The organism is Deltaproteobacteria bacterium, assembly GCA_040223695.1.
Taxonomy (GTDB): Bacteria; Desulfobacterota_D; UBA1144; order Nemesobacterales; family UBA2774; genus JAVKFU01.
Genome location: JAVKFU010000015.1, coordinates 303,176 through 327,842 on the forward strand (window position 1 = coordinate 303,176; position 24,667 = coordinate 327,842).

Here is a 24,667-nt window from a genome sequence, read left to right on the forward strand (position 1 = left end):
GTATTTGTATAACCTGTAAAATATTCCTTTTTTTCAAATACATTGTCAAGTGTTGATTAATATTTTTCTTGACTCGTTATGGTTTCTTTGAATAATTATAGTGATGGCTAAAAAGGATAAACAAATTCCGGGACAGGTTATAATCAAAAAGTACAGCAACCGCAGACTGTATGACTCGACCAATAAAGGATACGTTACTCTCGACGATATAGCTGCGCTTATCAGGGAAGGCAATGAGGTTAAAGTCATTGATTCTCAAACCGGCGCCGATATTTCAAAGGTAATATTGATACAGGTCGTTCTGGAGAGCGAGAAAAACAAGGAAGATATATTGCCCGTATCTTTTTTGCATATGCTGATTAAATACGGCAACAAGGTCGCCAAGGATTTTTTTGAAAATTACTTCCTTATGATGTTTCAGCCATACTTTTCGGTGCAGGAGAATTTCAAGAAAAATATTAAATTATGGCAGGAAATGGGATGGTTTCCTCCGGGTGTTAATCTTCCGGCGAACTTCGAGAATTTTAATTCTTCAGAGTTAAAACCCGAGGACTTTTTTAAAACCGGCAAACTACCGGAAGCTTTGACACAGCCTGAAAAGAAGGAAAAACCCGAACCTCAAAACGCAAAAGAAGTTGAATTCCTGATTGAGAAAATAAAGGAACTCGAAGAAAAGGTCAAGTCTCTTGACGAAGAGAAATGACTGAACTTATTTCTCTTCTCTCTCTATCTTCACAGAACAACATAAAAGTGGATTTCCGGAGCCGCGGCTCTCTTAATTAACCTCGATACGCGTAGCGTCGACATTACTTCCATTGAGCAGCTCACCCTGGACTTCCACATCATCTCCTAAGAATATATCCGTGCAAGTTATGTCGTCCCCGTCATTAACCAGGTCAGTCGATTCGGATATCTGGACTATAACATTAACTTCATCCTCGTCATTTTTTGCGTTAACTTCCAGAGAACCCGAGTTTCCCGAACAATTATTCGAAGTGACTTCTGCATCGAATGTGACGTCAGTCTCGTCTTCGAATATTATGTTTCCGCTCTCGAGCCTGATATCCCCGAGCTCTACCTCAGCGGTCGGGAACACATCAAGGAATATCTCGCCGAGGGACTCAGATGCGCTATCGAGAAACTTGATTTTCGGTGATCCGGCAAAAGTGCCTTCTATTTCGAAAACACCCGAGCTGTTGGTCAAATCCGAGCCTTCAAGAAAATCGTTGAGTGTAATCTCCACCAGTATTCCCTCAATGTCCTGATCGGGAATTATATCTACTATTGTACCATTAACCGTTTCCTGCTTGGTCGAGCCGCCCCCTCCGCCTCCGCCGTTATTATCTCCGCCTCCGAAATCCACGTCGCATCCCCCGACTATGAAAAACCATAAAACCAGAAGCGAGATTATCGCTCCGGGTATAAACCTTCCTTTAAATTTATTCATTAATCCTCTTTTCTCCTCCTTCCTGACTTCCTGCTTCTCAATTTAATATTATACCCACGCTATCAGATTTTCATAAGACGGTCAACATTGGCCTCCTGACATTTATCATGGTACGATTGCCTGACTTAAAGTATTAGGGATATTGCTGATGAAATCGGTAAAACGGGTGCTTTTTATAAACCATTCGATACGGGACGGCGGGCCGGGTAAAAGTCTTTTTTATATACTTAAGTTCCTGGATAGAAAGAGGATTTCTCCATATGTGCTCATACCCAAGGACGATGTGTTTTCGGAAAGGCTTAAGGCTGAGGGAATATATGAAAATGTAATTACTGACAAACGGTTCCCTGAAAACTTGAAGAGGCCGCGGTTTGAACGGGATACCGGGAAAATAAAAAGCGGTGGACTTGGAAGGTTTTATACGATACTGCTTCATTTATTATCTGTTTTTTTGAACATACTTGATTTAGCGTCGCTTGTTATAACTTCACCGTTTCTGATTAAAGGGAAAAAGATAGATGTAATCTACTGTAACGGGACTCAGGCCAAAATTGCAGGGGCTCTCATGGGACTCGCGAACTGGTGTCCTGTAATCTGGCATGTGCGCAACATACAGCAAACGAAGCTGCTCGGATCGATGGTTTACACCCTTGCCGCGCTCCCGGTTGTAAAACGCATAGTATGTGTTTCAGGCGCCACTGCAGAGCAGTTCCCATATGCCAGGGGGAAGCTGGTCGTTATACATAACGGAATAGACCCGGAGGACTACAACCCGGAGACTACCGTAGGAGAGATTAGACGGGATTATGAATTATCCGACAAAACTATTGTTATAGGGAGCACGGGAAGAATAGTGCCCAGAAAGGGCTATGATTTGTTTATAAAATCTGCCGGGCAGGCGATAAAGAGGTCTGAGAACAAGAATGTGAAATTCGTTATAGTCGGCGACACTCCTTTTTTTTTCAGCGACAATCATCTGGTTTACTTGAAAAATCTGGTCTCTGAGCTCGGGCTCGAGGAATATTTCATATTCACAGGATTCAGGAAGGACGTGAGGCCGTGCCTCAAGGATTTTGACATTTTTGTAATACCTTCCAGCTATCCGGACCCTTTTCCCCGCTCGGTGATTGAGGCAATGTCGTTTGCACTGCCGGTTATAGGGTTCAGGGCTGGAGGTATTGTAGAGTCCGTCGAGGATGGGGTGACAGGAATACTGAGTGAGCCGGATAGCACGGAAGAGATGGAGAACGCTATCTTAAGACTAATAGCAAACAAAGGGCTCAGGAGAGAAATGGGCAAAGCGGGCAGGGAGAGGGTAAAACAAAACTTTTCCGCCGACCGAATTGCGGAGAGAATCCAGGAACAGATACTTCAAGTGACGGGGAAACCGTAAAAAGCCATAAATAAAGTAGATAGAGCGCGCCGTTTAATTCTTTTTCCTTTCCGCCCGGAATATTATTTTTATCGGCGTGCCTTCGAGTGGAAACTCTTCTCTCATTTTGTTCTGTAGAAACCTTCTGTAGTTCTCCGGTACGCCCTTTATCTCATTGGTAAAGATTACAAAGGTCGGCTGTCTGGTAAGGGGTTGGGAAATGTAATAGAACTTGATCTCCTTACCCTTATAAAATGGAGGGGGGGAGACACTGAGAATATTTCGGAGAAAATTGTTAAGTCTTTTCGTGGGTATTCTTTGTGAAAAATTTTGATACACCTGGTTGATTTTATCGAAAATCTTGTCGATTCCTCTTCCGGTGAGCGCAGAGATTATCAATACCGGCGCATAATCCACCGCCAGGAGCCTGTCTTTCAATATGCCTTCAATATTGGGGGTTTCCGCAATTTCCCTTGGTACCAGGTCCCACTTGTTGAGTAAAATAATGCACGCCCTGCCTTTGTCCGATATGAGCTGCGCCAGACGCGCGTCCTGATGCGTAGGCCCATCTTCGGCCTCTATCATAAGCAGTATGATTTCCGCGCGTTCCATCGCCCTTATCGCTCTGAATACGCTGTGCTTCTCAACTGAAAGGCTGATTTTCGACTTCCTTCTTATTCCGGCAGTATCAATGAGGAGGTAGGTTTTACCGTCTTTTTCGACATACGTGTCTATCGAGTCTCTGGTCGTGCCGGGTACGGGGCTTGTTATGAGCCTTTCATGGCCGAGGAACTTATTGACCAGAGTTGACTTGCCGACGTTCGGTTTTCCGAGGACGGCTAATCTTATGAGATCTTCATCATCCTCGGTAAATTCGGATTCTTCCTGAGGGGGGAGGTGTTCAATGACAGTGTCCAGAAGTTCGTTAATTTTCCTTCCCTGAAGAGCGGATACATCGACATAGTCTTCAATGCCTAGGCTGTGGAATTCCACTGCCGCAGGCTCGTGTTTCTCGTGGTCTATCTTGTTTACTACATACAGGACCGGCTTCCGGGTTTTTCGCAATATGTTGACGACGTCCAGGTCGTGAGGCATAACGCCTTCTTTCCCGTCGAGAACGAACAGAATAAGGTCTGCTTCCTCGATCGCGATTTGTATCTGATTCTTAATCAGCGAGGGGTATATCTCATCCCCCTCTGGGTCGAATCCTCCCGTGTCAACGAGGCTGAATTCCACACCGTCCCATTCGGTATCGGCATATATTCTGTCTCTTGTGACCCCGGGAATGTCTTCTACAATGGATTTTCGTTCTCTAATAAGTCTGTTAAAAAGTGTGGATTTGCCTACGTTCGGCCTTCCGACGATAGCAACAAGCGGTTTTCTCGTCGATGATCTATACTCAGGGATTTCATTCATAAACTTTCCGGATTGAGGGCGTTTTTCTAGTTCCGCTATTGCATATCTGTCTTTACCTAATCTAATGTCAATAACTATAGTACCGTAACACTCACTAAAATCTATGCTTGTGAATCTTCATTGTCCGTCTCTTTTCCGGGACCGCGCGTTTAATACGTCACAATTGACACTTAGACCTCTATAACTGCTCTTGTAGTTTCCGTCGGGCGGATAGCTGTGATGATGGCACCTGCGGGATTCGAGTCTGCCATTTTGGCAGCCAGCGTTGCAGGTGAGGTTCAGCTCTCATTTATAATAAGTCCGCTGCAATATTTGTAGCAAAGGATTGAGTGCTGCAATGTGCTGTCTCTGATTCTGCGAGGTGCTCAAGTATGTGTAAGATAACGATTATGCTCTTGCAAGCTTCCTTATAACTGCCGGAAGGGTGTTGGCCGGCGTGGGAAATAGTCCATGATAGAAGTATGGCAGTTAAGGTGGACAAAGGCAAAGTAATTACCGGTATTGGTCTTTTTATTGCATTCGTTTCGTTGAGAAAGGGAGAAATAAGGATTTTCTAATTCCGCTATTGCATGCTCAAACATCACTTATCCACACAATAAAAATCAAAGAAAGACGAAGTCATAACGAAAAACTCTCAGCCAAACCAAAAACACCTCACCCTTTACCACTATAGTATCTCTTTACACTTTTAATCACAAAACCATGATGATAAAGGATCTGCTCATCGGTGTAACGCTGCTTATCGCCGTAAGGACAAGCAAGTCTCGACGCGCAATTAGCCGAACATACATCGGTATCCAGTCTAAACCTCATACAGGCTTCCCAGTCCCAGCCGTTCTGGGAGATAGTACGAGCGGGGCATGCAGTAATACAGGGCTTCGGGCAGGAAGGGCAGGGGTCGAACGACGATAGCTCCGTGTCATAACAGCCGAATTCCATGTTTGTCAGAATCGCGCCCCGGAGGGATATCCACGTGCCGTATTCAGGATGTAACAACATTCCCAGAAGACTCGGAACGCCGATTCCTCCCAGTTTCCCCAGCTTTACGAAATCGAGATCGAGCGCTTCACTACCGAATGGGAACACGGTCTTGAAATCCAAATTCTTTTCACGGCTCAGCATTCGCGATACATGCTCGAATTGAAGGACGGTGTAGTTATCAATGAGGTCCTCATGTTTCTCTCTGAAGTCGGGGTTTTCCTCGAGAAAAGACCTGAATGTGCCCCAGAAGTAACTGCCTCCGAAGCCCGCCAGTATGATGGACTTCGCTCCCTTTAATAAAAGTCCGGATTCTTTTTTCGGAGATGATATCTTGTCGTACTCGGAAGATTGTATCTTTACTACTAGGTTAAAGCCCGAACCGGATAGATATTCTTTTATTTCCTCGAAAATTTCTTCTGTTTTCATTGAACCTTGAGACTATTGTAAGCATGTGCGGCGGAAAGTGAGCTAATCGGTTAATTCTTCGGATAAGCTGGATATGCCCGGATCGAGGTTCTTGCTTATTTCGTCTATTTCTTTCAGTGTCGGAAGGTCGTTTAAACTCTTAAGGCCGAAAACCTCTAAAAACTCGCTCGTAGTTCCGTAGAGGAAAGGCTTTCCTATTACTTCTTTTCTGCCCTTTATCTCGAGTATTCGTCTTTCCAGGAGAGCGTTTATTACGCCTGAAGAATCAACACCCCTTATGCTTTCCACTTCGACCCTGGTGACGGGCTGTTTGTAGGCTATTATGGCTATCACTTCAAGAGCCGCCCTGCTCAGTCTGAACTTTTTTACTCTCTTGTTGAAATTTGAAATGTGCTCGCCGTAAGCGGAGTCGGTCCTGAACTGATGACCCCCCGCAACCTCTTCAAGAATTATTCCTCTACCTAGTTCCGCCCAGTCGTGAATTAATTCCTTTAAATACTTTTTTATGTCGGCTCTTTCCACTTCCGTGAATACCTGCTGTAATTTGTCGACTGAAACGGGCTGATCGGAAATGAAAATTATGCATTCGATAGCTTTTTTTATATCAGTAGATTCCAACGCCGTTTTCTCCTGAATATGAAATAAGAATTGTGGAGTCGGGATTCTCCTGGGCGACGAGAACGTTTTCCATTCTCGCAAGCTCGAGCAGGGCAAGGAACGTTATCACCATCTCGAACCTCGAAGAGCAGTCGTCGAACAGCTCCTCGAATTTCAGCATTGATTTTTCCTTCAGTCTCTCGAGCATCTGGCCTATTTTTTCTTCAATCGTTACGCCCTCCACTTCGTAAACGATCTCTTCAGCCCAGAGATAGCTTCTCCGTTGATAAAATTCCTGGAAGGTTTCTATAAGGGCCCAGAGGTCCACGGGTACAAGCTCTATTTCTTCCTCTATTTCAAATTCCGGGCTTTCAAAGTCCCTCTTGAATACGTCCCTTCCGAGAATTTCCCTGCTGATAAGATCCTGGGCGGCGTCCTTGTATTTCTGATACTCGATCAGTCTCCTTACGAGCTCCGCTCTCGGGTCTTCCTCTTCTTCCTCTATAACGGGTTTGGGGAGCAGCATCCTCGATTTTATAAGGCTCAGCTCAGCCGCTATGACCAGGTATTCCCCCACCACTTCCAGGTTCATCACTTTCATTAATTCCAGATATTCTATGTACTGGTGCGTGATTACCGCAATTGGGATGTCGTATATATCCACTTCGTTTTTCTTTATAAGATGGAGCAGTAGGTCAAGAGGCCCCTCGAAAAGCTGAAGCTTTATCAGGCAGGGCTCTTTTACCTGCAGGGATTCCGCCGTTTGGCCCGTGTCGTTCATCGTAACAATGCTTCTATAATACCCCAAAGTGTGCCGTAACTGTAACCCGAAAGTGAGATAGTAATAAAAGATACGGGGTACAGAAGATATTTGAATATGCCCCCGCCGAAAATAAACAGAGCGAAGAGGAATATGACCCCGTAGGGTTCGAACCTGCTGTATGCGTATGCGTAATTGTCCGGAAGCACTCCGTATAGTATTCTCGATCCGTCAAGAGGCGGTATCGGGATCATGTTGAATACCGCGAGCGCGATACCGTAAATCAGGGTCAGAATAAGCATAATAGTTAATATGGAATAGATGCCCTCCGAGCCGACCTCGCCCGTGATCATTTTAGGCACGATGTATCTTAGAAGCAGTCCCGCGCCTATAGCCATCGCCAGGTTCGACAGGGGACCCGCTACGGCTACGAGAATAGTATCCTTTTTGGGGTCTTTGAAATTCCTCGGGTTAATGGGTACGGGTTTGGCCCATCCGAACCCGACCAGGAACATGAGTATGGTGCCGAATATATCGAGGTGGGCGATGGGGTTGAGAGTGAGCCTTCCCTGCATCTTGGCAGTCGGGTCTCCGAGCTTGTTCGCTGTCCAGCCGTGGAAATACTCGTGCACGGTGAGTGACAGGAGTATTACAGGGGCCTGGATCAGAATCAGGTCTATATTTTTCAGAAAGTCAAAATTCATTTCAGGTGTGATTAAAGACTATTTCCAGAATAATATACTTGAATTATGAGAGTTTTACGATCTCGGGTGGTATTTTTTATGAATCTCCTTAAGCCTCTCGCTCTCCACATGGGTATATATCTGGGTGGTCGAAATATCCGAGTGTCCGAGCATTACCTGTATTGTCCTCAGGTCGGCTCCGCGCTCGAGCAGGTGCGTGGCGAAAGAGTGTCTCAGTGTATGGGGACTGATTTTCTTTGAGATGCCGGCAGTTAAAGCGCGGTGTTTTATTATCTTCCAGAAGCCCTGGCGGGTCATCCCCTTTCCCCTGCGGGTTACAAAGAGGGCTTTCGCCTCTCTTGATTTTAGCAGCGCCGGTCTCGAATCCCGGAGATAGTCGAGTAATTTGTTCCTGGCCTTGTCCCCCATGGGGACGATTCTTTCTTTTGAGCCCTTTCCGTAAACCACGACGAAACCGTGTTCGAAATTTACGTCGTTTAGTTTGAGCCCTATGAGCTCGGATACGCGTATGCCGGTCGCGTATAAAACCTCGAGCATCGCCGCGTCTCTCAGACCTTCCGGCAAAGATTCATCAGGGGCGGCAAGGATCCTCTCAACCTCATTTAGTGATATCACGCCCGGAATGCTCTTTTTCATTCTGGGCGTGCGAATGTGGGCCGTCGGGTCTTCCGTTAGAATTTTCTCCATCCTGAGATACTTGAAGAACTGCTTTATGGATACGATGCTTCTTACTATGGTGGTTGCGCTGAAACCCTGCTCCTTACTGTAAGAGAGAAAATCCAGAATGTTATTGTACTTTATCGCTTCTACGGATTCGATGTCATTCTTCTTTACGAAATCGGCAAATTTTCTTACATCTCTTCCGTAGGATTCAAGCGTGTTTTCCGAGAGTCCCTTTTCAACCACCAGGTATGTGAGAAAAGAGTCCAAGAGTGCGTCCATACCCTAACATTCTACAACATCATGTGCCCATTTCCCATGAGCTCAGATACTTTTTCTGCTCCGGGGTTAGTGTGTCTATCTTTATGCCTTTGGCCTTGAGCTTCATCCTGGCCACAGCCTGATCGACTTCCCTCGGCACGTCATATACTTTATTCTCAAGGCTTTTCGCGTTTTTGACAACATACTCGGCGCAAAGGGCCTGGTTGGCGAAGCTCATATCCATAACGCTCGATGGATGCCCCTCGGCGGCGGCCAGATTTATGAGTCTTCCGTCTCCAAGCACGTTAATCCGTTTTCCGTCCTTGAGATTGTACTCCTCCACGTATTCCCTGACCTGGCGCTTCCCAGTGGATATTTCGGCCAGTCCGGGCAGGTCGAGCTCGACATTGAAATGACCGGAATTGGATATTATGGCTCCATCCTTCATCTTGGGGAAGTGTTCTTTTCTTATGACGTTTAAATTTCCCGTTACGGTGCAGAAGAAGTCACCTATCTTTGCGGCTTCGGCGATGGGCATTACCCTGAACCCGTCCATTACGGCTTCGAGCGCCGCAAGCTCGTCTATCTCGGTAACCACTACGTTCGCTCCCATTCCGCGGGCTCTCATCGCGAGTCCCTTGCCGCACCACCCGTAACCGCAGACTACGAAAGTGGTGCCCGAAATGAGTCTGTTCGTGGCCCTTATGATTCCGTCCAGGGTGCTCTGGCCCGTTCCGTACCTGTTGTCGAAAAAGTGCTTCGTATCGGCGTCGTTTACAGCTACGATAGGATATTCAAGCACGCCGTTTTCCGCCATGCTCCTCAACCGGATTACGCCCGTAGTCGTTTCCTCGGTGCCCCCGATCACGTCAACGAGCTTCTCCCTTCTGTCCTTGTGGAGTATCGATACGAGGTCGGCTCCGTCATCCATAGTAATGTGCGGCGCCATATCTAGCGCGCTGTTAATATGATTGTAATATGTTTTGGTGTCCTCACCCTTTATTGCGAATACGGAAATGTTGTGCTCTTTTACGAGATAAGACGCTGAATCGTCCTGGGTGCTGAGCGGGTTGGACGCGCATACGGCTACAGTCGCGCCTCCCTCTTTAAGCGTGATAGCCAGATTCGCTGTTTCTGTTGTCACATGCAGACAGGCCGCTATTGTCATTCCCTTGAGCGGCTTTTCTTTCTTGAATCTTTCCTGAATCAGAGCCAGTACGGGCATTTCCTCAGCCGCCCACTGGACTCTAAGCTTTCCTTCATTAGAGAGTTTTAAATCTTTCACGTCGTAATCCATATTAGCCTCCGTTTAGTTTAATTGAGAATGAAACGAATAGAAATCAGCCGACTGCCCTTTCCAGGTCATGTATCTTGTCGGTTTTTTCCCATGTGAATCCGGAACCGCTCCTGCCGAAATGACCGTACGCCGCCGTTTCCCGGTATACAGGTTTTAGGAGGTCGAGCGTCCTGATTATTCCTGAAGGGCTCAGATCGAATACTTCTCTTACAGCCTCTGAAATTCTTTCCTCCGGAACCGTATTAGTGCCGAATGTCTCTACCATTACGGAGACAGGCTCCGCGATACCGATGGCGTAGGCGAGCTGAACCTCGCACTCCCTGGCGAAACCCGAGGCTACGACATTTTTAGCCACATAGCGCGCCATATACGCAGCGCTCCTGTCCACTTTTGAAGGGTCTTTTCCGGAGAACGCCCCCCCTCCGTGCCGCGCCCATCCTCCGTACGTGTCTATGATTATCTTTCTTCCCGTTAGCCCGGCATCGCCCATCGGGCCCCCCGTGACGAATCTGCCGGTGGGATTTATATATATTTTGGTTTTCTCGTTGATTAGCTCCTCGTCTATACAGGGTTTTATAACTTCCTCCCTGATTCCCTCGCTAATCGTTTTGTTATCCGCGTCAGCCGAGTGCTGGGAAGAGACCACTATCGCGTCAATACCTACAGGGACATTATTTTCGTAACGAACCGTGACCTGTGTTTTCCCGTCGGGTCTCAGGAATGGAAGGACGCCCTGTTTTCTCTTCTCGGAAAGCTTTTCGGCAAGCTTGTGCGCATATATTATCGGGGAAGGCATAAGCTCGGGGGTCTCAGCCGTAGCGTAACCGAACATCAAACCCTGGTCTCCCGCGCCCTGTTCCTTTTCCCCGCTCGAATTCACGCCTATCGCTATATCCTGAGACTGCTTGTCCACGGCTATCATGAGCCCGCACGTGCTCGCGTCGAATCCCATCGAGCTGTCCGTGTAACCGATTTCGGTTATTGTGTCTCTTACGATGTTGGAAATATCAACTATGGTGTTGGCTGTAATTTCCCCTGCCACTATTACAAGCCCCGTGGTGATAAGGGTTTCACAGGCGACCCTGCTGTGAGGGTCCCCGCCGATCATTGCGTCCAGGACGGCGTCCGATATCTGATCCGCCATCTTGTCCGGATGTCCCTCGGTTACAGATTCCGAGGTGAAAATAAAGTTTTTATTCGACATAGCTATTGTCCTTGTAATTGTCCTTCTTCAGGAATGAGAATTGGTCAACAAAAGCGAGTAGCGTAATTAATTTTAGGGGGTCTGTCAAGGCGGGCATAGGAAGAGACATGTGCCAATTCAATAAATAACTAGCGGTACATAACTCCCTTTTAAAACCGCCCGGTGTCATGGTATAATGCCTTCCCTGAAAGTATCCGCTTATTAACCATAGTCCGAATCGGGAAAAAGAAATTATGAGCAAACTGATAGCGCCATCTATACTATCGGCAGACTTTGTGAGACTGGGAGAGGAGGTAAGGGCTCTCAAGAAAGCGAAGGCCGACTGGATACATGTGGACGTGATGGACGGGCACTTCGTACCCAATATAACTATCGGGCTTCCGATAGTGGAAGCGCTCGGCAAGACCGATCCTCCGCCGATGGATATCCACCTCCAGATAGAGCACCCTGAGGAGTTCGCGGAGAAATTCATCGATGCCGGAGGGGACGCGGTCGTTGGAATTACGCTCCAGATAGAAACATGCAGACATCTTTACAGCGCCGTATCGGGAATAAAATCCCGCGGCGTGGGCGCGGGAGTAGCGCTCAGCCCCGCGACCCCTCTGTCCGTAATCGAGGAAATATTCGATTATGTGGATCTGATTCTCGTGATGACTGTAGAGCCGGGATTTCCGGGTCAGAAGTTCATAAGCTCTATGGTTCCCAAGGTTAAAAGGCTGCGTGAGATTATCGACAAGTCCGAACACAAGCCTCTCATACAAGTCGACGGCGGGATTAAGCTGGACAATGTCAAGCTCATCGCAGAGGCGGGCGCCGATGTCATTGTATCGGGCTCAGGGATATTTAATACGGGGGACTACGGGGAGACCATATCCCGGATGAAAGAAGAGATTGGAGCGGTTTGATTTGTTTCCCGGGCAGTCGCCGGAAAGAGTGAGCGGGTACCGCGCTTCTTTGGATTTTGACGCTATTGGTTTAGAATAGATATATCCTTATGATAAGCGGCCCCGATTACATAAAAGATGTGGAAAAATACTTCCTTTCTCTGGCGGGGGAGGGAATAATGCTCTCCTCAATGGACTATAGTCTCATCAGTGCGTGGAAGCAGAGGGGAGTGCCGAAAGAGCTGGTTTTAAGGGGAATAAACAGGGCGTTCGCCGAAGCGGGCGGAAAGAACAAACCGGATGCGGGAGTCCCTAAAAGTATCAGGCATTGCGCGGAGCATGTAGAAAGGTGCGTAGAGGGATACGGGCCCCAAACCCTCGAAAACAGTCCGGGTAACGTAAGGGATGTGAAATTTGACGGGGTTTTGAACGAGACTGCGGAAAAGCTGAGCGGTATTATAGACGCCGAGAAGAGGGAAGAGCTCAGGAATTATTATATAGACCTGAGAATAAGGATTCTGAGACTACGTGATTCGGAGAAAGAGAACCTACTAAAGCGGATAAACGGTGTTGAGGAAGAGTGTATGGAAGAGTTTTTCAGCGGCCTTTCGGAAGGTGAAAAAGAAAGAATAGTTTCTGACGCCGAGTCTCTTTTAAAAGATCGCGCCCGTTATATGACGGAGGATGCGTACAGGGAAAGCATGATTTCGTTCAGGAACGAGATTCTGGCGAACAGGCACGGAATAAAATCGGTGAGCTGATATATCTGTGATGAAAATGGCAAAGAATGATAAACGGCCCGGATGTGACGATTGTCACTGGTCGGGATTCATAGTAAACAGCAGGGGAAGCTACGCTACGGCTGAGCTGTGCGGGTGCGTGCTCAACTGCGGGGAGTGCGGGGGCGAGGGAAATATACTGTCTACGAACGAGAAAGGCTATTCCTATATCTCGTCCTGCGCGGTGTGCGGTGTCGTGAGAAGGAACGTAAGGCTCTACAATCTGGCTCGCATCCCGGCCAAATACTCGCACGTGCTGCAGGTGGACGCGGGGCTTTCGAGCCAGAGAGAAAGATCCTTTGAGAAAGCTCTTAAATACGCCAAGGAGGATTTTGTAAAGAAGTATCCGACAAAAAGGGGGTTTTTGCTTATGGGGCCGTCCGGGCTCGGAAAGACTCACCTCGCGATAGGAACTATTTCCGAGCTTACGCTGTATCACGGAGTCAGGTGCATGTTCAAGGACTTTTTCTATCTCCTCTCGGAGCTGAAGCAGGCGTATTCCGAAGGCACTCCCGAGAATACAATCATACAGCCGCTTACGGAAACCGATGTGCTCGTTATTGACGAGCTCGGAAAGGGGAGAAGCAACGAGTGGGAGCTTAATATTCTCGATCAGCTTATCTCTAAGCGCTACAACGCGTCTAAGAAAACACTAATCACTACAAACTATGTGTCGAGGGAAATTGCCAGAGAGAAGGGCGATACGGATGAAATCCTCGAAAAGAGGGTAGGGGAGCGGATCGCTTCGAGGCTCTTTGAGATGTGCGAGTTCCTGCATCTTGAAGGACGGGATTACAGGAAAGAAAAAAAGAAGGCCTAAAAGTTCCAGTATCCGGAATATTCCTTTTTTACTTTGTTTATTATTAAATCGGCTTCGGAGTTGCTTTCTGACGGCTCGTAACCGGAGTGTTTCTTGTCGAGGAGCTCTTCTGTTACCTCTTTTGTCGATATCCAGAGCCCGTCCAGGTTATAGCCGCCTTCGAGAATGAAGACAATTTTGCCTCCCGAGTATTTATCGGCAGCGTCCGTGAGAAATCTGGTCATCTTGGAGAACCCTTCGGGCGTTACCTTCATGCCCCCCAGGGGATCTTCATAATACGTATCGAAACCGGCGGATACGAGTATGAACTCCGGCCTGTACTGCTCGATTACCGGACCCAGTATCTCTCCGAATATTTTTAGATATTCATTGTCGCCCATGCCCGCGGGAAGCGGGACGTTTACGGTATAGCCTGCCCCTTCTCCCGCGCCGGTTTCGGACATACCTCCCGTGCCGGGGTAGTAGGGATACTGATGAGTGGAAAAATATAGCACATTGGATTTGTCGTAGAACATATGCTGCGTCCCGTTTCCGTGATGGAGATCCCAGTCGACGATAAGCACGCGGTCAAGCCCTTTTATTTCCGTCAAATATGCCCCTCCCACGGCTACATGGTTGAATAGACAGAAACCCATAGCCCTGTCCGCCTCCGCGTGGTGTCCGGGCGGGCGCACGAGGGGGAAAGCCCTGTCTACGTAGCCTTCGAGGACGCCGTCTATTGCCGAGAGCATTCCGCCCGAGGCCCTTACGGCGGCGTCGAACGAGACCGGGCAGGTAGAGGTATCGGCGTCGAGGAATACCTTCGGTTTTCCTCTGGTAAATGCGATTTTGTCGAAGTATTCAGGGGTATGGACGAGTGTTATCTCTTCTTTTGTCGCGTCCCTGGGCTCGATCCTTACGACCTCGTCCATGAGCTTAGTGAATTTAAGCATGTCCACGATCGCGAGTATCCTCTCCCGGGATTCCGGATGCCCCATTCCGTTGTCGTGATCCACATATAACCTGTCAAGTACGATTCCGACTCTGGACATGTTGTTGACCCCCTCGGGGAATTAAATCCTAGCACAGTATATGGACTTACTCAAAGCTCAAGTGAAATTACCTGTGAAGAGCTTTTACCGCTCCTGTCAGATATATGGACCCCGCAATACAGGAGTGCCCGTTCATCCTCATTATTTCTTCGAATGATTTTCGGTAATCCTCTATTACGCGAATATTGCAGGAGAGATATTTGGACGCGATCTTTGACAGCTTACCCGCTTCCATGCGCCTCTCGGAGGGCACATCCGTAATTAAAAGCTCGTTTGCTATCTGAGAAATCTCCCTGAAAAAAGATGCGTGGTTTTTGTCGCTCAGCATTCCCACCAGGAAAGTGAACTTTGTTCCGGGAAACATTTGTTCGAGGGATTTGACCAGGGCTTTCGCGCCTCCCTCGTTGTGCGCGCTGTCCAGTACTATCAGGGGGTCTTTTCTCAATATTTCCAGCCGCCCATTCCAGCTGATCCCGGAAAGCCCTCTTCTGAGAGCTTTCTCATCGATCTGAATCCCGCTGTGTTGAGAGAGGGCTTCGAGAGCCGAGAGCGCGACCGAGAGGTTTTCAATCTGGTAAAGCCCGGTCAGATTGGATTTAATACGTGTTAGCTCCCACAAGGGGCCTCTGTAGGTAAAGTTGCCGGGGCTTTCTCCCGCAGATATGAAATCCCTGCCGTAGACGCTCACGGGCGAGGAGTTATCGGCTGCGGTTTTAAGGATCACGTGAAGGGCCCTGCCTTTTGCCGCGGTGATAACAGGGACTTGTTTTTTTATTATGCATGCTTTCTCTTTCGCGATATCGCTTATCGTGTTGCCGAGGAATTCGGTATGATCTTTCGTGATATTGGTTATCACGGATACGAGGGGAGTTATCACGTTTGTCGCATCCCACCTGCCGCCCATACCGACCTCGAGCACATTGTAATCAACCCCTTTTTCTGCGAAATAGAGGAAAGCCGAAGCGGTCAGTACCTCAAAGTAGCTGGGGTCTTCGCCCAGGGACGATTCAGCGGCCTCTTTTACTCTTATAATGATTTCATCGAGTTCGGGCGGACTGATCTCTTTGCCGTTTATTTGTATCCGTTCCGTGATGTTGATAAGATGAGGGGAGGTGTACAATCCGGTGGAGTAACCCTGTGCGCTCAATACTGATGAAATCGCCGACGCGACAGACCCCTTGCCGTTTGTCCCGGCTATTATGACGCCCGGGACTTTTCCCTCCGGGCTGCCCAGTCTTTTGAGCAGTTTGTTTATACGGCCGAGTCCGGGCTTTATTTTGTTGAGACCGAGAGAATTCAGATAATCGGTAGCATAGGACATTTTATTCGTACCGGTAAAACAACAATTCTATCATAATATTTCCAGGGGCTTCGGACCGCAGCAAATCTTTAATGGTAATTATTTCCATTTAACAGTGTTCACCTCTTGATATTACTTTCATTCTAGTTTATTATTGATATTAAATATCAAAATCGCAAAGGAGCTTCAAAATGACTCCTATAGCTAAAAGGAAAATGGACAGAAGAAAGACTTTTAACGAATTCATTGTCAAGAAGCGGCTCAAATCAACCAAACAAAGGGATATTATCTTCGATGAATTCTTTACTCATTATCTCGGCAAGCACGTAACCGTCGAGGAACTCTATGAGGATATCAAACAGAAATATCCTTTTATAGGATTTGCGACCGTTTACAGAACCCTCAAGCTGTTCAGAGAATCAGGTATTGCGTTCGAGAGGAACTTCGGGGACGGCAAGGCGAGGTACGAGCCCATTCGGTCTGAAAAGGAGCACCATCACCATATGATTTGCAACGAATGCGGCAAGATCTATGAATTCGCCAATAATCAGGTCGAATCCTGCCTGAATCAGATAGCGAAATTGAACGAGTTCAAATTAACCAACCACAAGCTCGAAATCTACGGGCTTTGCTCGGAATGCAGGAATTCGAAATAACGAGTTTTTCCCCTTGAGACGTACGGGAGGGTAGGGGGAAAGACGGCTTCTGGCTCGCGGCGGACTATTCCAAAAGCTCGCTCATCTCTCTGACCGCGCGCTCCACCCCGACGATTACAGACCTCGATATTATACTGTGTCCTATATTCAGCTCCTCTATTTCTTTTATCCCGGCTACTGGCCCGACGTTTATGTAATCGAGACCGTGTCCGGCCGCGACCCTCAAGCCCAGGGCTGAGGCTTTTTTCGCGGCTTTCTCTATTTTTTTTAACTCCCGCGCCCTCTGAGATTCATGAACGGCCTCGGCGTAGGCGCCTGTGTGAATTTCGACCATTTGTGCTTCTGTTTTTTTTGAAGCCTTTATCTGAGCCGGGTCGGGATCGATGAAAAGGCTCACGAAAAGCCCGTTCTTTCTGAGCGCTTTGACGTATTGTGTTAAGGCTTTCAGGTTTTTCTCAACATCGAGACCGCCTTCGGTGGTCAGCTCCTCCCTTTTCTCGGGCACCAGAGTTACCATGTCCGGCTTTACATCACACGCGATTTCAAGCATCTCGTCCGTGGGAGCCATTTCCATATTCAGTTTCGACTTGACGGTTTGCCTGAGTATTCTGATGTCTCTTTCCTGTACGTGCCTTCTGTCCTCTCTCAGATGCGCCACTATGCCGCGGGCTCCCGCGAGCTCGGAGAGATACGCGGCTAAAACGGGATCTGGCTCATTGCCGCCTCGGGCCTGACGCACGGTAGCCACGTGATCGATATTCACATTTAATTCCGGCATTAAGGGCTCGCTCCTATATCCCTCTCAATAGTGTCCGCGAGCTCGGTGGCGATCTCTTTTATAAGCGCCGGGTTTTCTCCCTCGACCATTACTCTCGATATGGGTTCGGTGCCCGAATACCGGATGTTTATGCGGCCTTTGCCGTTAAGCCTTTCCTCGTTCAGGGTCATGAGTTCAGGAAGACCCCTGATTTCTTTTAAATCCTTTCTTTGCCGTATCCTCACATTAACTAGCAGTTGCGGATAGAGTTCTATGATTTTTGCGAGATCGGATAATTTCTTCTCCTTTTTTCTCATTATCGCGAGCACCTGGAGCGCGGCCAGGGTTCCGTCCCCTGTAGTGGTGTGGTCGAGAAAAATGATATGGCCCGACTGCTCTCCACCGAGATTACAGTTCATTTGTCTCATGGCCTCAACCACATATCTGTCGCCTACCTCGGTTCTGATAAAATCGATGCCCTTTCCGCGAATGAAGTTTTCAAGCGCCATATTGCTCATAAGGGTCGTGATTACCGCTTTGCCCCTCAGCTTTCCGTTATTAATCATTTCATCGGCGCATATAGCTATGATCTTATCCCCGTCTACGATGTCGCCGTTCTCATCGCAGAATATTACCCTGTCGGCATCCCCGTCGAGAGCTATCCCCAGGTCGGCCCCCATCTCTATAACTTTTTTCCTCAGCAGTTCCGGTTTGAGCGAGCCGCAGTCCGTGTTTATATTCTTTCCGTCGGGGTGAACGCCTATACTTGTAACGTCCGCTCCCAACTCCTGAAATATGGTAGGCGATACCTTGTACGCGGCCCCGTTTGCACAGTCGAGGACGATTTTTATTCCTTCCAGTGAAAGGGTGTCCGGAAAAGAGTTCTTGGCAAACACTACATATCTTCCCGGAGCGTCGTCTATCCTGAATGCTTTTCCTATATCGTCGGGGGATGCTTTAAAATGGTTCCCCCCGATTTTTTCCATCAGGTTCTCTATCTCCAGCTCTTCTTCATCGGGAAGCTTGAAACCGTGTCTGTCGAATATTTTGATTCCGTTATCCTCGTAGGGATTGTGCGAGGCCGATATGACTATGCCCGCATCGGCTCTCATGCTTGAGGTGATGAACGCGATTGCGGGAGTGGGAAGAGGACCAACAAGCAGTACGTCTGCGCCCATTGAGGCGATACCGGAGGAGAGGGCCTGCTCGAAGATATAGCCGGAAAGCCTGGTGTCCTTCCCTATTACAATTTTGGGTTTATGAGAATCGGGCTTGCCTTGCTTTAAAATATACGTTAAAGCTTTCCCGAGCCTGAGACTCATCTCAGGCGTCATAGGGTCCTGATTGGCCAGGCCCCTTATACCGTCCGTTCCGAAAAGTCTTTTTCCGGTCTTCTTCAATTCCATTCTCCGCGTTAGTTTACCCTGACTAAAATGGTTTTCGGCGTCTGCTTGGTGAGTTTAAGAACATCCTTGTGCGGGTAGTTCACGCTCACCTCGAGGCTGTGAGTCGCGTTGCCGTTGGACTCCTTGATTTCGCTTCCGTCCACATATAATTCTATATCCTTACTGTTCAGTTCGTTAATAATGCTGAAAGGTCCCTCAAACGCGAGTTCAGCCACCATGTTATTGTCCGTCACATAATCCAAGTTATCGAAGTTTACGAAGTTTATGTTGAGATTGTTGAATTCCTTTTCCAGGATTTTTTCTTCGAGGTCTATCGTAACCCTTACCGTGTTGTTGCCGATTATATCGACTAGAGAGTAGGGTGTGCGTACGGGGACCTCTATCGTGAACTTCGACTTTTCTCCCTTGAGTGAAACGGGATCCGTGCCGACGGTCTTGATTTTCTGAAGCAATGTCTCAGGCCCTCTGATGCTGACCCTGGTCGGGGTTACAACGGGCTCGCCTGAAATTTCAAATCCCGTATCGGGCGGGTCTATCGAGGGAGCTACCGCAACTTCTTTCTGTCCGAGTTTGTCCAGGTCTATATTGATCTCGGAGGGGCTTATTCCCGTGACCTGGACTTCACGCGGGGGAATAATCTGGTCGGTAGTAATCTCGAACATGGACGTACCGGTGGCGACGTTTGAAAGATCGACGGTGAAGAACATGTCCTGTGGCGAGACTGATGAAAGCTGGCTTCTGGGACCCCTGGCCCTTACGTTAAGTTTCTTCGGCGGGTTATTCGTGATGACGAGGCCCGGGGGGAGATTGGCATAATTCACATCTATCTGTACGTTTTTTTCGATATCGTGCTGGAGATTCGCGACAACCCAGAGTGTAATGGCGATTACGAGAGCGAGAATCTTTTTCCCGACATCCCTCAGGAAAGGTTCCCGTGTTTTTTCTTTTTCACTCCATGATCCAAAAGGTCTTCTCAGCCAGTCTACCATCGGATAAATCAGGTGTTCCCCTCTTCACCTTCCTCCTTTTTTAGTATACGGCCGATTTTATCGGGTTTCCTGTTCGCTTTTTGTATGCCGAGTGAATCGAGCAGCTGATTGTTAAGCGAAGTCGCGTCAAGGCCTCTTTTAATTTCTCCTCCGATGGCTAGTGAGATCGTTCCCGTTTCTTCTGAAACCACTATGATTACAGCGTCCGTCTCCGTGGAGAGGCCGATTGCGGCTCTGTGCCTCGTGCCGAGCTCCCTCTCGAGATCGGGATCGGTGACTAGGGGGAAAAATGAGCCTGCCGACAGTATTCTGTTGCCTACGATAATTATACCGCCGTCATGGAGAGGAGAGGAAGGGTTGAATATGCTTATAATAAGCTCCCTTGAAACGAGCGCGTCTATTCTCATTCCTATCTCGATGAAGTCGGCTAGGCTGTTATTTCTCTCAATTGCTATAAGCGCCCCGATGTGACGGTTGGCCATATAGCTCGCCGCTTTCACTATTTCTTCCGAAAACAGCTCTTTTGATTTGCCGGGTGAGATTTTTAAGAGAAAGGGCCTTCTTCCCAGGGCTGCCAGACCTCTTCTTATATCATTCTGAAACAAGATTACGACGATCAGTATTATGGAGCCGAGAAACTGGCCCAATATCCAGTTGAGCGTAAAGAGGCCCTTCTGGGAAAAGTAGTAAAGTACGATAAGAAGTACGAATCCGAAAAGGACCTGGAGCGCGCGCGTGCCTTCGAGCATCCTGAGGGCGTAGTAAATGATAAAAGCGACCAGAACTATATCCACCGTATCCCATACGTATCTGAAATGTAGCATTGTATCCAACATGATCAGTTCCCGAATTTTTCTCTCAGGCTTTTATGCGACCTCCCAGGAAAAGTTAATTTGCCTTCGATACCGCGTCCGCCATGCGGCTTACCCGTTTCATATAGGCGACATCGTGTACTCTGATGACGGATGCTCCGTTCAGGATAGCTATGGCTACCGTGGCGGCGGTTCCCTCTGTCCTGTCGTTAACCGGTGTGCCCAGCGTGTGTCCTATAAAGGATTTATTCGAGGTGCCTATTAAGACGGGTTTGCCTAATTCTCCGAGCCTATTTAAATGTTTGAGGAGAATCAGATTCTGTTCCGCCGTTTTGCCGAATCCGATACCCGGGTCAACGAGTATGCTGTCTTCACCAACCCCTTTCTCGATCGCCTTGTTGACGGAAATCTGGAGGGATTCCATTACGTCGTCGATCAGGGAAGCGTATTGGGTTTTTTTTTGCATGTCCCTGGGCCTGGACGTCGTATGCATAAGCACCAGCGCCGCTCCGTATCTTGAGGCGAGTTCGGCGATTTCATCGTCGAATTTTAATCCGCTTATATCGTTTATGACGGAGACGCCCTCATCAAGCGCCTCGCGGGCGACGCGGGGCTTGGTCGTGTCGACTGACATCACAATATCAAATCTTTTATATATTTCCCTGATAACCGGGATGACCCTTGTGATCTCTTCCTCTTCCGATATTCCTTCGGAGCCCGGTCTTGTCGATTCGCCGCCTATATCTACAATGTCGGCTCCTTCTTCTATCATTTTTTCGGCCCGCTTTAACGCAAGGTCAACCTCGAAATACCGGCCGCCGTCATAGAAGGAGTCGGGCGTAAGGTTTAACACGCCCATTATGTGGGTTCTTTCGTGGAGGGGTAGTTCTCTGTCTCTACATTTGAGTATGGTATGAGGTGATGCCGCTAACGTTCTATACTTAATGGACATATCATCATTGTCTATATTGTTTTTGGGCTCGCTTTGCCGCCTCAATACCATCACTCCTGATAACTTTTTTGCTCAAAACGGATCCGCTGATTCAAAATAGTCCTGGTACCGGGACTTTCTGTCTATTTTGAAGATTAAATTGCAATAGCCGAGTCAGGTCCATTCCAGCGGGTTTCATGTGTCTTTGGAGCTGTTGCTGTTTCTGAGAGCCATTGATCCTTCGGAACCTGCCGGGTTTTCCCAAGGGGATGGGTAATCTTTTGACTTGAAGGTCGTCACGAGTTCGTCAAGCTCCTTTCCGTCAATTACCTCCTTGTCCAAGAGAACTTCCGCCAGCTTGTGGAGAAGCTCAATGTTCTCTTCGAGGGCCGTTTTTGCTTTGGTATAATTATTGTGCACAATAGCCCTGATCTCCTTATCTATTTCAATCGCCGTCTCTTCACTGTAATCCTTTGGTCGTGAAATTTCTTTCCCTAAAAAGATCTGTTCTTCGCCCTTGCCGAAAGTAATTGGCCCGACAGCTTCGCTCATTCCCCACTCGCATACCATTTTGCGGGCAATTTCCGTTACCCGCTCGAGGTCGTTTCCCGCACCGCTTGTCCTTTCCCCGAATACTATTTCTTCAGCTGCTCTACCGCCCAGCAGCACCATAATGGTTGCGTTCAGGCTTGTTCGTGACAGAGTGTATTTGTCCTCTATCGGAAGCTGCTGCGTTACGCCGAGCGCCATACCCCGCGGAATAATCGTCACCTTATGTATCGGGTCCGTGCTCGGAGTGAGCTTCGCCACAAGCGCATGGCCCGCCTCGTGATAAGCCGTTATCTTCTTCTCGGCGTCGCTTATTATAAGACTTTTCCTTTCCACGCCCATTATCACCTTGTCTTTCGCATACTCGAAGTCCTCCATGGAAATCTTAGCCCTTCCGAACCGCGCTGCGTGGAGAGCCGATTCGTTTACGAGGTTTTCAAGGTCGGCACCCGAAAAGCCCGGGGTGGAGCGGGCAATAACGGAAAGCTCCACGTCTTCAGCTATCGGAGTATTTTTGGAATGCACTTTCAGTATTTCTTCTCTTCCTCTGACATCGGGTCTCGGTACGACGACCTGCCTGTCGAACCTGCCGGGTCTCAGAAGGGCCGGGTCGAGCACGTCGGGGCGGTTCGTCGCCGCCATAACTATGATGCCTTCGTTGGATTCGAACCCGTCCATCTCGACAAGCAGCTGGTTAAGGGTCTGCTCTCTTTCGTCATGTCCCCCGCCCAGTCCCGCCCCGCGGTGTCTGCCCACTGCGTCCAGTTCATCCACGAATATAATGCACGGCGCGTGGCGCTTAGCCTGTACGAACAAGTCCCTGACCCTGGAGGCGCCCACGCCCACGAACATCTCTACAAAATCGCTGCCGCTGATTATGAAAAACGGCACACCGGCTTCGCCCGCTATAGCCTTCGCAAGCAGCGTCTTACCGGTTCCGGGGGGCCCTACGAGAAGTATTCCCTTGGGGATTCTTCCCCCGAGCTTTGTGAACTTTTTGGGACTCTTCAGGAATTCAACTATTTCCTGAACCTCTTCCTTTGCCTCGTCTATTCCCGCTACATCCTTAAAGGTGATCTTGTTCTGATTTTCACTTAGCATCCTCGCCCGGTTCTTGCCGAAAGACATGGCCTTGGTGCCTCCCGCCTGCAGCTGCCTCATGAAGATCACCATGATGACTATAAGCAAAACGAGCGGGGCCCAGTTGAGAAGCATATGTGTGAGGGAGCCTTCCTTATCGGCGTCGAATTTAAAAGTGATGCTTTTCTCCTCAAGTTTTTTTATCAGTTCGTCACTGGCGGGCCCTACCGTTTTAAATCCCTCAATGGTCTGATCTGCCGGGGGATTGGTATACTGGCCTTTTATCTCCTCCCCCTTGAATTCGAGGTCTTTTACCTCACCCTTGTCTACAATCGTGAGAAATTCGCTATAGGGGATTTCCTGATAATTGCTTCTGGGCGTATGTACCAATTGGTACAGTGCTATGATTGCTACAAAAATAACCAACCATAACACCAAATTTTTAAATAATTGGCTATTCACTTTTACCTCATTTTATCTGAAATTAATAATAGAATATCATCTAATAGAATATCACACGCGTTATTGGTTTTCAACTTAATTTCCTTAATTATAAAGCCCAATTACATAGTTTACAGCGTTCGTTCTTACGTATCGAAAAGTCCGGTGCTCAGGTACCTTTCACCGGTGTCGCAAAAAATTGTAACGACTTTCTTTCCTTTTCCGAGTCTTTTGGCAATCTTAAGCGCGCCGAATCCGGCAGCGCCCGCGGAGATTCCCGTCAGAAGACCTTCCTTAAGAGCCAGCTCTCTGGTAAAATTTCCGGCCTCTTTTGCCGATACCTGTATTACCTCATCGTAAATACACGTGTCCAGTATTTCAGGCACAAATCCTGCTCCTATACCCTGAATCTCATGCACATGCGATTCCCCGCCCGATAAAACGGGTGATTCCCTGGGCTCTACTGCCGCCAGATAAATATCGGGATATTCTTCGCGGAGGGCTTTTCCCGCGCCCGTAATTGTACCCCCTGTTCCCACGCCCGTAACAAAGGCGTCTATGCCCTCGGGCATTTGCTCTATGATCTCGGGCCCGGTTGTAACCCTGTGCATCTCCGGGTTCGCCGGGTTTTTGAACTGCTGCGGCATAAAAGAGTCGGTGTGCTCGTTCATGATTTCTTCCGCTTTTTTAACTGCGCCTTCCATCTGCAGCGAGGCGGGAGTAAGTATCAGCTCAGCTCCGTACGCCGTGAGCAGCTGCCTTCGCTCAAGACTCATATCGTCGGGCATCGTGAGGATTAGCCTGTAACCCTTTACGGCGCAGACGAGCGCAAGCCCTATGCCGGTGTTGCCGCTTGTAGGCTCAACAATCACTGTGCTGCCGGGAGTTAAAATTCCTTTTTTCTCCGCCGCCTCGATCATGCCCAGGCAGATTCTTTCCTTGACGCTTCCCGCGGGGTTGAGGTTCTCCAACTTGGCCCATACCTCTGCCGACCCCTCGGGAACTACATTGTTCAATTTAATAATCGGCGTGCTTCCAATGAGATCGAGTATGTTATCGACTATTCTGTTGCTCATGACCTGTTCAAAACGCAGGGGCTTATTCCGA

At 48.4% G+C, this 24,667-nt stretch carries 24 protein-coding genes; 6 read left to right on the plus strand and 18 right to left on the minus strand.

Annotated elements, in window-relative coordinates; all coding sequences use genetic code 11:
* The first annotated feature begins 103 nt into the window (after window positions 1-103).
* Complete coding sequence (locus tag RIG61_05605; GenBank protein MEQ9618628.1) at window positions 104-703, plus strand: polyhydroxyalkanoate synthesis regulator DNA-binding domain-containing protein; 600 nt, start codon at window positions 104-106, stop codon at window positions 701-703.
* 72 nt (window positions 704-775) lie between these two features.
* Here RIG61_05605 and RIG61_05610 read toward each other — a convergent pair whose 3' ends face one another.
* A complete protein-coding gene (locus RIG61_05610; GenBank protein ID MEQ9618629.1) occupies window positions 776-1,447 on the minus strand; it encodes a hypothetical protein in 672 nt (223 codons plus the stop codon).
* Window positions 1,448-1,595: 148 nt separating this feature from the next.
* Here RIG61_05610 and RIG61_05615 point away from each other — a divergent pair, with 148 nt between their 5' ends.
* Entirely contained in the window at window positions 1,596-2,840 is a 1,245-nt protein-coding gene (locus tag RIG61_05615; protein ID MEQ9618630.1) for a glycosyltransferase family 4 protein, read from the plus strand.
* 33 nt (window positions 2,841-2,873) lie between these two features.
* Here RIG61_05615 and der read toward each other — a convergent pair whose 3' ends face one another.
* The 8 genes from der to metK all read right to left on the minus strand — a co-directional run bounded on the left by der (window position 2,874) and on the right by metK (window position 11,125).
* Window positions 2,874-4,235, minus strand: a complete 1,362-nt coding sequence (gene der / locus RIG61_05620; GenBank protein ID MEQ9618631.1) for a ribosome biogenesis GTPase Der — start codon at window positions 4,233-4,235, stop codon at window positions 2,874-2,876.
* A gap of 654 nt (window positions 4,236-4,889) precedes the next feature.
* Window positions 4,890-5,642 (minus strand): hypothetical protein, encoded by a 753-nt coding sequence (locus tag RIG61_05625; protein MEQ9618632.1) that lies wholly within the window; start codon window positions 5,640-5,642, stop codon window positions 4,890-4,892.
* Window positions 5,643-5,684: 42 nt separating this feature from the next.
* Entirely contained in the window at window positions 5,685-6,260 is a 576-nt protein-coding gene (gene scpB / locus RIG61_05630) for an SMC-Scp complex subunit ScpB (GenBank protein MEQ9618633.1), read from the minus strand.
* Complete coding sequence (locus RIG61_05635; GenBank protein ID MEQ9618634.1) at window positions 6,247-7,020, minus strand: segregation/condensation protein A; 774 nt, start codon at window positions 7,018-7,020, stop codon at window positions 6,247-6,249. Before RIG61_05635 ends, scpB begins: the two co-directional genes overlap by 14 nt.
* The gene (locus tag RIG61_05640; protein ID MEQ9618635.1) at window positions 7,017-7,703 is read right to left on the minus strand and encodes a site-2 protease family protein; all 687 of its coding nucleotides are present in this window, start codon (window positions 7,701-7,703) and stop codon (window positions 7,017-7,019) included. Before RIG61_05640 ends, RIG61_05635 begins: the two co-directional genes overlap by 4 nt.
* Before the next feature lie 54 nt (window positions 7,704-7,757).
* Complete coding sequence (gene xerD, locus RIG61_05645; protein ID MEQ9618636.1) at window positions 7,758-8,645, minus strand: site-specific tyrosine recombinase XerD; 888 nt, start codon at window positions 8,643-8,645, stop codon at window positions 7,758-7,760.
* Window positions 8,646-8,664: 19 nt separating this feature from the next.
* A complete protein-coding gene (gene ahcY / locus RIG61_05650) occupies window positions 8,665-9,921 on the minus strand; it encodes an adenosylhomocysteinase (protein MEQ9618637.1) in 1,257 nt (418 codons plus the stop codon).
* Between the two features lie 43 nt (window positions 9,922-9,964).
* Entirely contained in the window at window positions 9,965-11,125 is a 1,161-nt protein-coding gene (gene metK / locus RIG61_05655; GenBank protein ID MEQ9618638.1) for a methionine adenosyltransferase, read from the minus strand.
* Window positions 11,126-11,358: 233 nt separating this feature from the next.
* On the opposite strand from metK, the gene rpe reads away from it, so the two are divergent.
* The 3 genes from rpe (at window position 11,359) to RIG61_05670 (ending at window position 13,608) form a co-directional block, all read left to right on the plus strand.
* A complete protein-coding gene (rpe, locus tag RIG61_05660; protein ID MEQ9618639.1) occupies window positions 11,359-12,030 on the plus strand; it encodes a ribulose-phosphate 3-epimerase in 672 nt (223 codons plus the stop codon).
* 89 nt (window positions 12,031-12,119) lie between these two features.
* A complete protein-coding gene (locus tag RIG61_05665; protein MEQ9618640.1) occupies window positions 12,120-12,770 on the plus strand; it encodes a hypothetical protein in 651 nt (216 codons plus the stop codon).
* Window positions 12,771-12,786: 16 nt separating this feature from the next.
* Window positions 12,787-13,608: an ATP-binding protein gene (locus RIG61_05670; protein ID MEQ9618641.1), complete on the plus strand. Its 822-nt coding sequence runs from the start codon at window positions 12,787-12,789 to the stop codon at window positions 13,606-13,608.
* On the opposite strand, the gene RIG61_05675 is transcribed toward RIG61_05670, so the two are convergent.
* Complete coding sequence (locus RIG61_05675; GenBank protein ID MEQ9618642.1) at window positions 13,605-14,639, minus strand: histone deacetylase; 1,035 nt, start codon at window positions 14,637-14,639, stop codon at window positions 13,605-13,607. The genes RIG61_05670 and RIG61_05675 overlap by 4 nt on opposite strands.
* A 67-nt stretch (window positions 14,640-14,706) precedes the next feature.
* Window positions 14,707-15,960 carry a folylpolyglutamate synthase/dihydrofolate synthase family protein gene (locus RIG61_05680; protein MEQ9618643.1) on the minus strand — a complete coding sequence of 418 codons (1,254 nt, stop codon included), beginning with the start codon at window positions 15,958-15,960 and terminating at the stop codon, window positions 14,707-14,709.
* Window positions 15,961-16,130: 170 nt separating this feature from the next.
* Here RIG61_05680 and RIG61_05685 point away from each other — a divergent pair, with 170 nt between their 5' ends.
* A complete protein-coding gene (locus tag RIG61_05685; protein MEQ9618644.1) occupies window positions 16,131-16,595 on the plus strand; it encodes a transcriptional repressor in 465 nt (154 codons plus the stop codon).
* A gap of 64 nt (window positions 16,596-16,659) precedes the next feature.
* Here RIG61_05685 and RIG61_05690 read toward each other — a convergent pair whose 3' ends face one another.
* The 7 genes from RIG61_05690 to cysK form a co-directional block, all read right to left on the minus strand.
* Window positions 16,660-17,373 carry a pyridoxine 5'-phosphate synthase gene (locus tag RIG61_05690; GenBank protein ID MEQ9618645.1) on the minus strand — a complete coding sequence of 238 codons (714 nt, stop codon included), beginning with the start codon at window positions 17,371-17,373 and terminating at the stop codon, window positions 16,660-16,662.
* A complete protein-coding gene (gene glmM, locus RIG61_05695) occupies window positions 17,373-18,752 on the minus strand; it encodes a phosphoglucosamine mutase (protein MEQ9618646.1) in 1,380 nt (459 codons plus the stop codon). The genes RIG61_05690 and glmM overlap by 1 nt, the downstream gene beginning before the upstream one ends.
* 14 nt (window positions 18,753-18,766) lie before the next feature.
* Entirely contained in the window at window positions 18,767-19,747 is a 981-nt protein-coding gene (locus tag RIG61_05700; protein MEQ9618647.1) for a CdaR family protein, read from the minus strand.
* A gap of 8 nt (window positions 19,748-19,755) precedes the next feature.
* Window positions 19,756-20,583 carry a diadenylate cyclase CdaA gene (gene cdaA, locus RIG61_05705; protein MEQ9618648.1) on the minus strand — a complete coding sequence of 276 codons (828 nt, stop codon included), beginning with the start codon at window positions 20,581-20,583 and terminating at the stop codon, window positions 19,756-19,758.
* A gap of 52 nt (window positions 20,584-20,635) precedes the next feature.
* Complete coding sequence (gene folP, locus RIG61_05710; GenBank protein MEQ9618649.1) at window positions 20,636-21,556, minus strand: dihydropteroate synthase; 921 nt, start codon at window positions 21,554-21,556, stop codon at window positions 20,636-20,638.
* Between the two features lie 129 nt (window positions 21,557-21,685).
* Window positions 21,686-23,554: an ATP-dependent zinc metalloprotease FtsH gene (gene ftsH, locus RIG61_05715; GenBank protein ID MEQ9618650.1), complete on the minus strand. Its 1,869-nt coding sequence runs from the start codon at window positions 23,552-23,554 to the stop codon at window positions 21,686-21,688.
* A 152-nt stretch (window positions 23,555-23,706) separates the two neighbouring features.
* A complete protein-coding gene (cysK, locus tag RIG61_05720; GenBank protein MEQ9618651.1) occupies window positions 23,707-24,636 on the minus strand; it encodes a cysteine synthase A in 930 nt (309 codons plus the stop codon).
* Between the last annotated feature and the right edge of the window lie 31 nt (window positions 24,637-24,667).

Coding starts and splice junctions, on each gene's coding strand:
- der (MEQ9618631.1), bottom strand. CDS start 4,235: ATGAATGAAATCCCTGAGTATAGATCATCGACGAGAAAACCGCTTGTT.
- RIG61_05625 (MEQ9618632.1), bottom strand. CDS start 5,642: ATGAAAACAGAAGAAATTTTCGAGGAAATAAAAGAATATCTATCCGGT.
- RIG61_05665 (MEQ9618640.1), top strand. CDS start 12,120: ATGATAAGCGGCCCCGATTACATAAAAGATGTGGAAAAATACTTCCTT.
- xerD (MEQ9618636.1), bottom strand. CDS start 8,645: ATGGACGCACTCTTGGACTCTTTTCTCACATACCTGGTGGTTGAAAAG.
- metK (MEQ9618638.1), bottom strand. CDS start 11,125: ATGTCGAATAAAAACTTTATTTTCACCTCGGAATCTGTAACCGAGGGA.
- RIG61_05670 (MEQ9618641.1), top strand. CDS start 12,787: ATGGCAAAGAATGATAAACGGCCCGGATGTGACGATTGTCACTGGTCG.
- RIG61_05615 (MEQ9618630.1), top strand. CDS start 1,596: ATGAAATCGGTAAAACGGGTGCTTTTTATAAACCATTCGATACGGGAC.
- RIG61_05610 (MEQ9618629.1), bottom strand. CDS start 1,447: ATGAATAAATTTAAAGGAAGGTTTATACCCGGAGCGATAATCTCGCTT.
- RIG61_05680 (MEQ9618643.1), bottom strand. CDS start 15,960: ATGTCCTATGCTACCGATTATCTGAATTCTCTCGGTCTCAACAAAATA.
- RIG61_05675 (MEQ9618642.1), bottom strand. CDS start 14,639: ATGTCCAGAGTCGGAATCGTACTTGACAGGTTATATGTGGATCACGAC.
- RIG61_05700 (MEQ9618647.1), bottom strand. CDS start 19,747: ATGGTAGACTGGCTGAGAAGACCTTTTGGATCATGGAGTGAAAAAGAA.
- ahcY (MEQ9618637.1), bottom strand. CDS start 9,921: ATGGATTACGACGTGAAAGATTTAAAACTCTCTAATGAAGGAAAGCTT.
- RIG61_05690 (MEQ9618645.1), bottom strand. CDS start 17,373: ATGCCGGAATTAAATGTGAATATCGATCACGTGGCTACCGTGCGTCAG.
- rpe (MEQ9618639.1), top strand. CDS start 11,359: ATGAGCAAACTGATAGCGCCATCTATACTATCGGCAGACTTTGTGAGA.
- RIG61_05685 (MEQ9618644.1), top strand. CDS start 16,131: ATGACTCCTATAGCTAAAAGGAAAATGGACAGAAGAAAGACTTTTAAC.
- RIG61_05635 (MEQ9618634.1), bottom strand. CDS start 7,020: ATGAACGACACGGGCCAAACGGCGGAATCCCTGCAGGTAAAAGAGCCC.
- cdaA (MEQ9618648.1), bottom strand. CDS start 20,583: ATGTTGGATACAATGCTACATTTCAGATACGTATGGGATACGGTGGAT.
- RIG61_05640 (MEQ9618635.1), bottom strand. CDS start 7,703: ATGAATTTTGACTTTCTGAAAAATATAGACCTGATTCTGATCCAGGCC.
- RIG61_05605 (MEQ9618628.1), top strand. CDS start 104: ATGGCTAAAAAGGATAAACAAATTCCGGGACAGGTTATAATCAAAAAG.
- cysK (MEQ9618651.1), bottom strand. CDS start 24,636: ATGAGCAACAGAATAGTCGATAACATACTCGATCTCATTGGAAGCACG.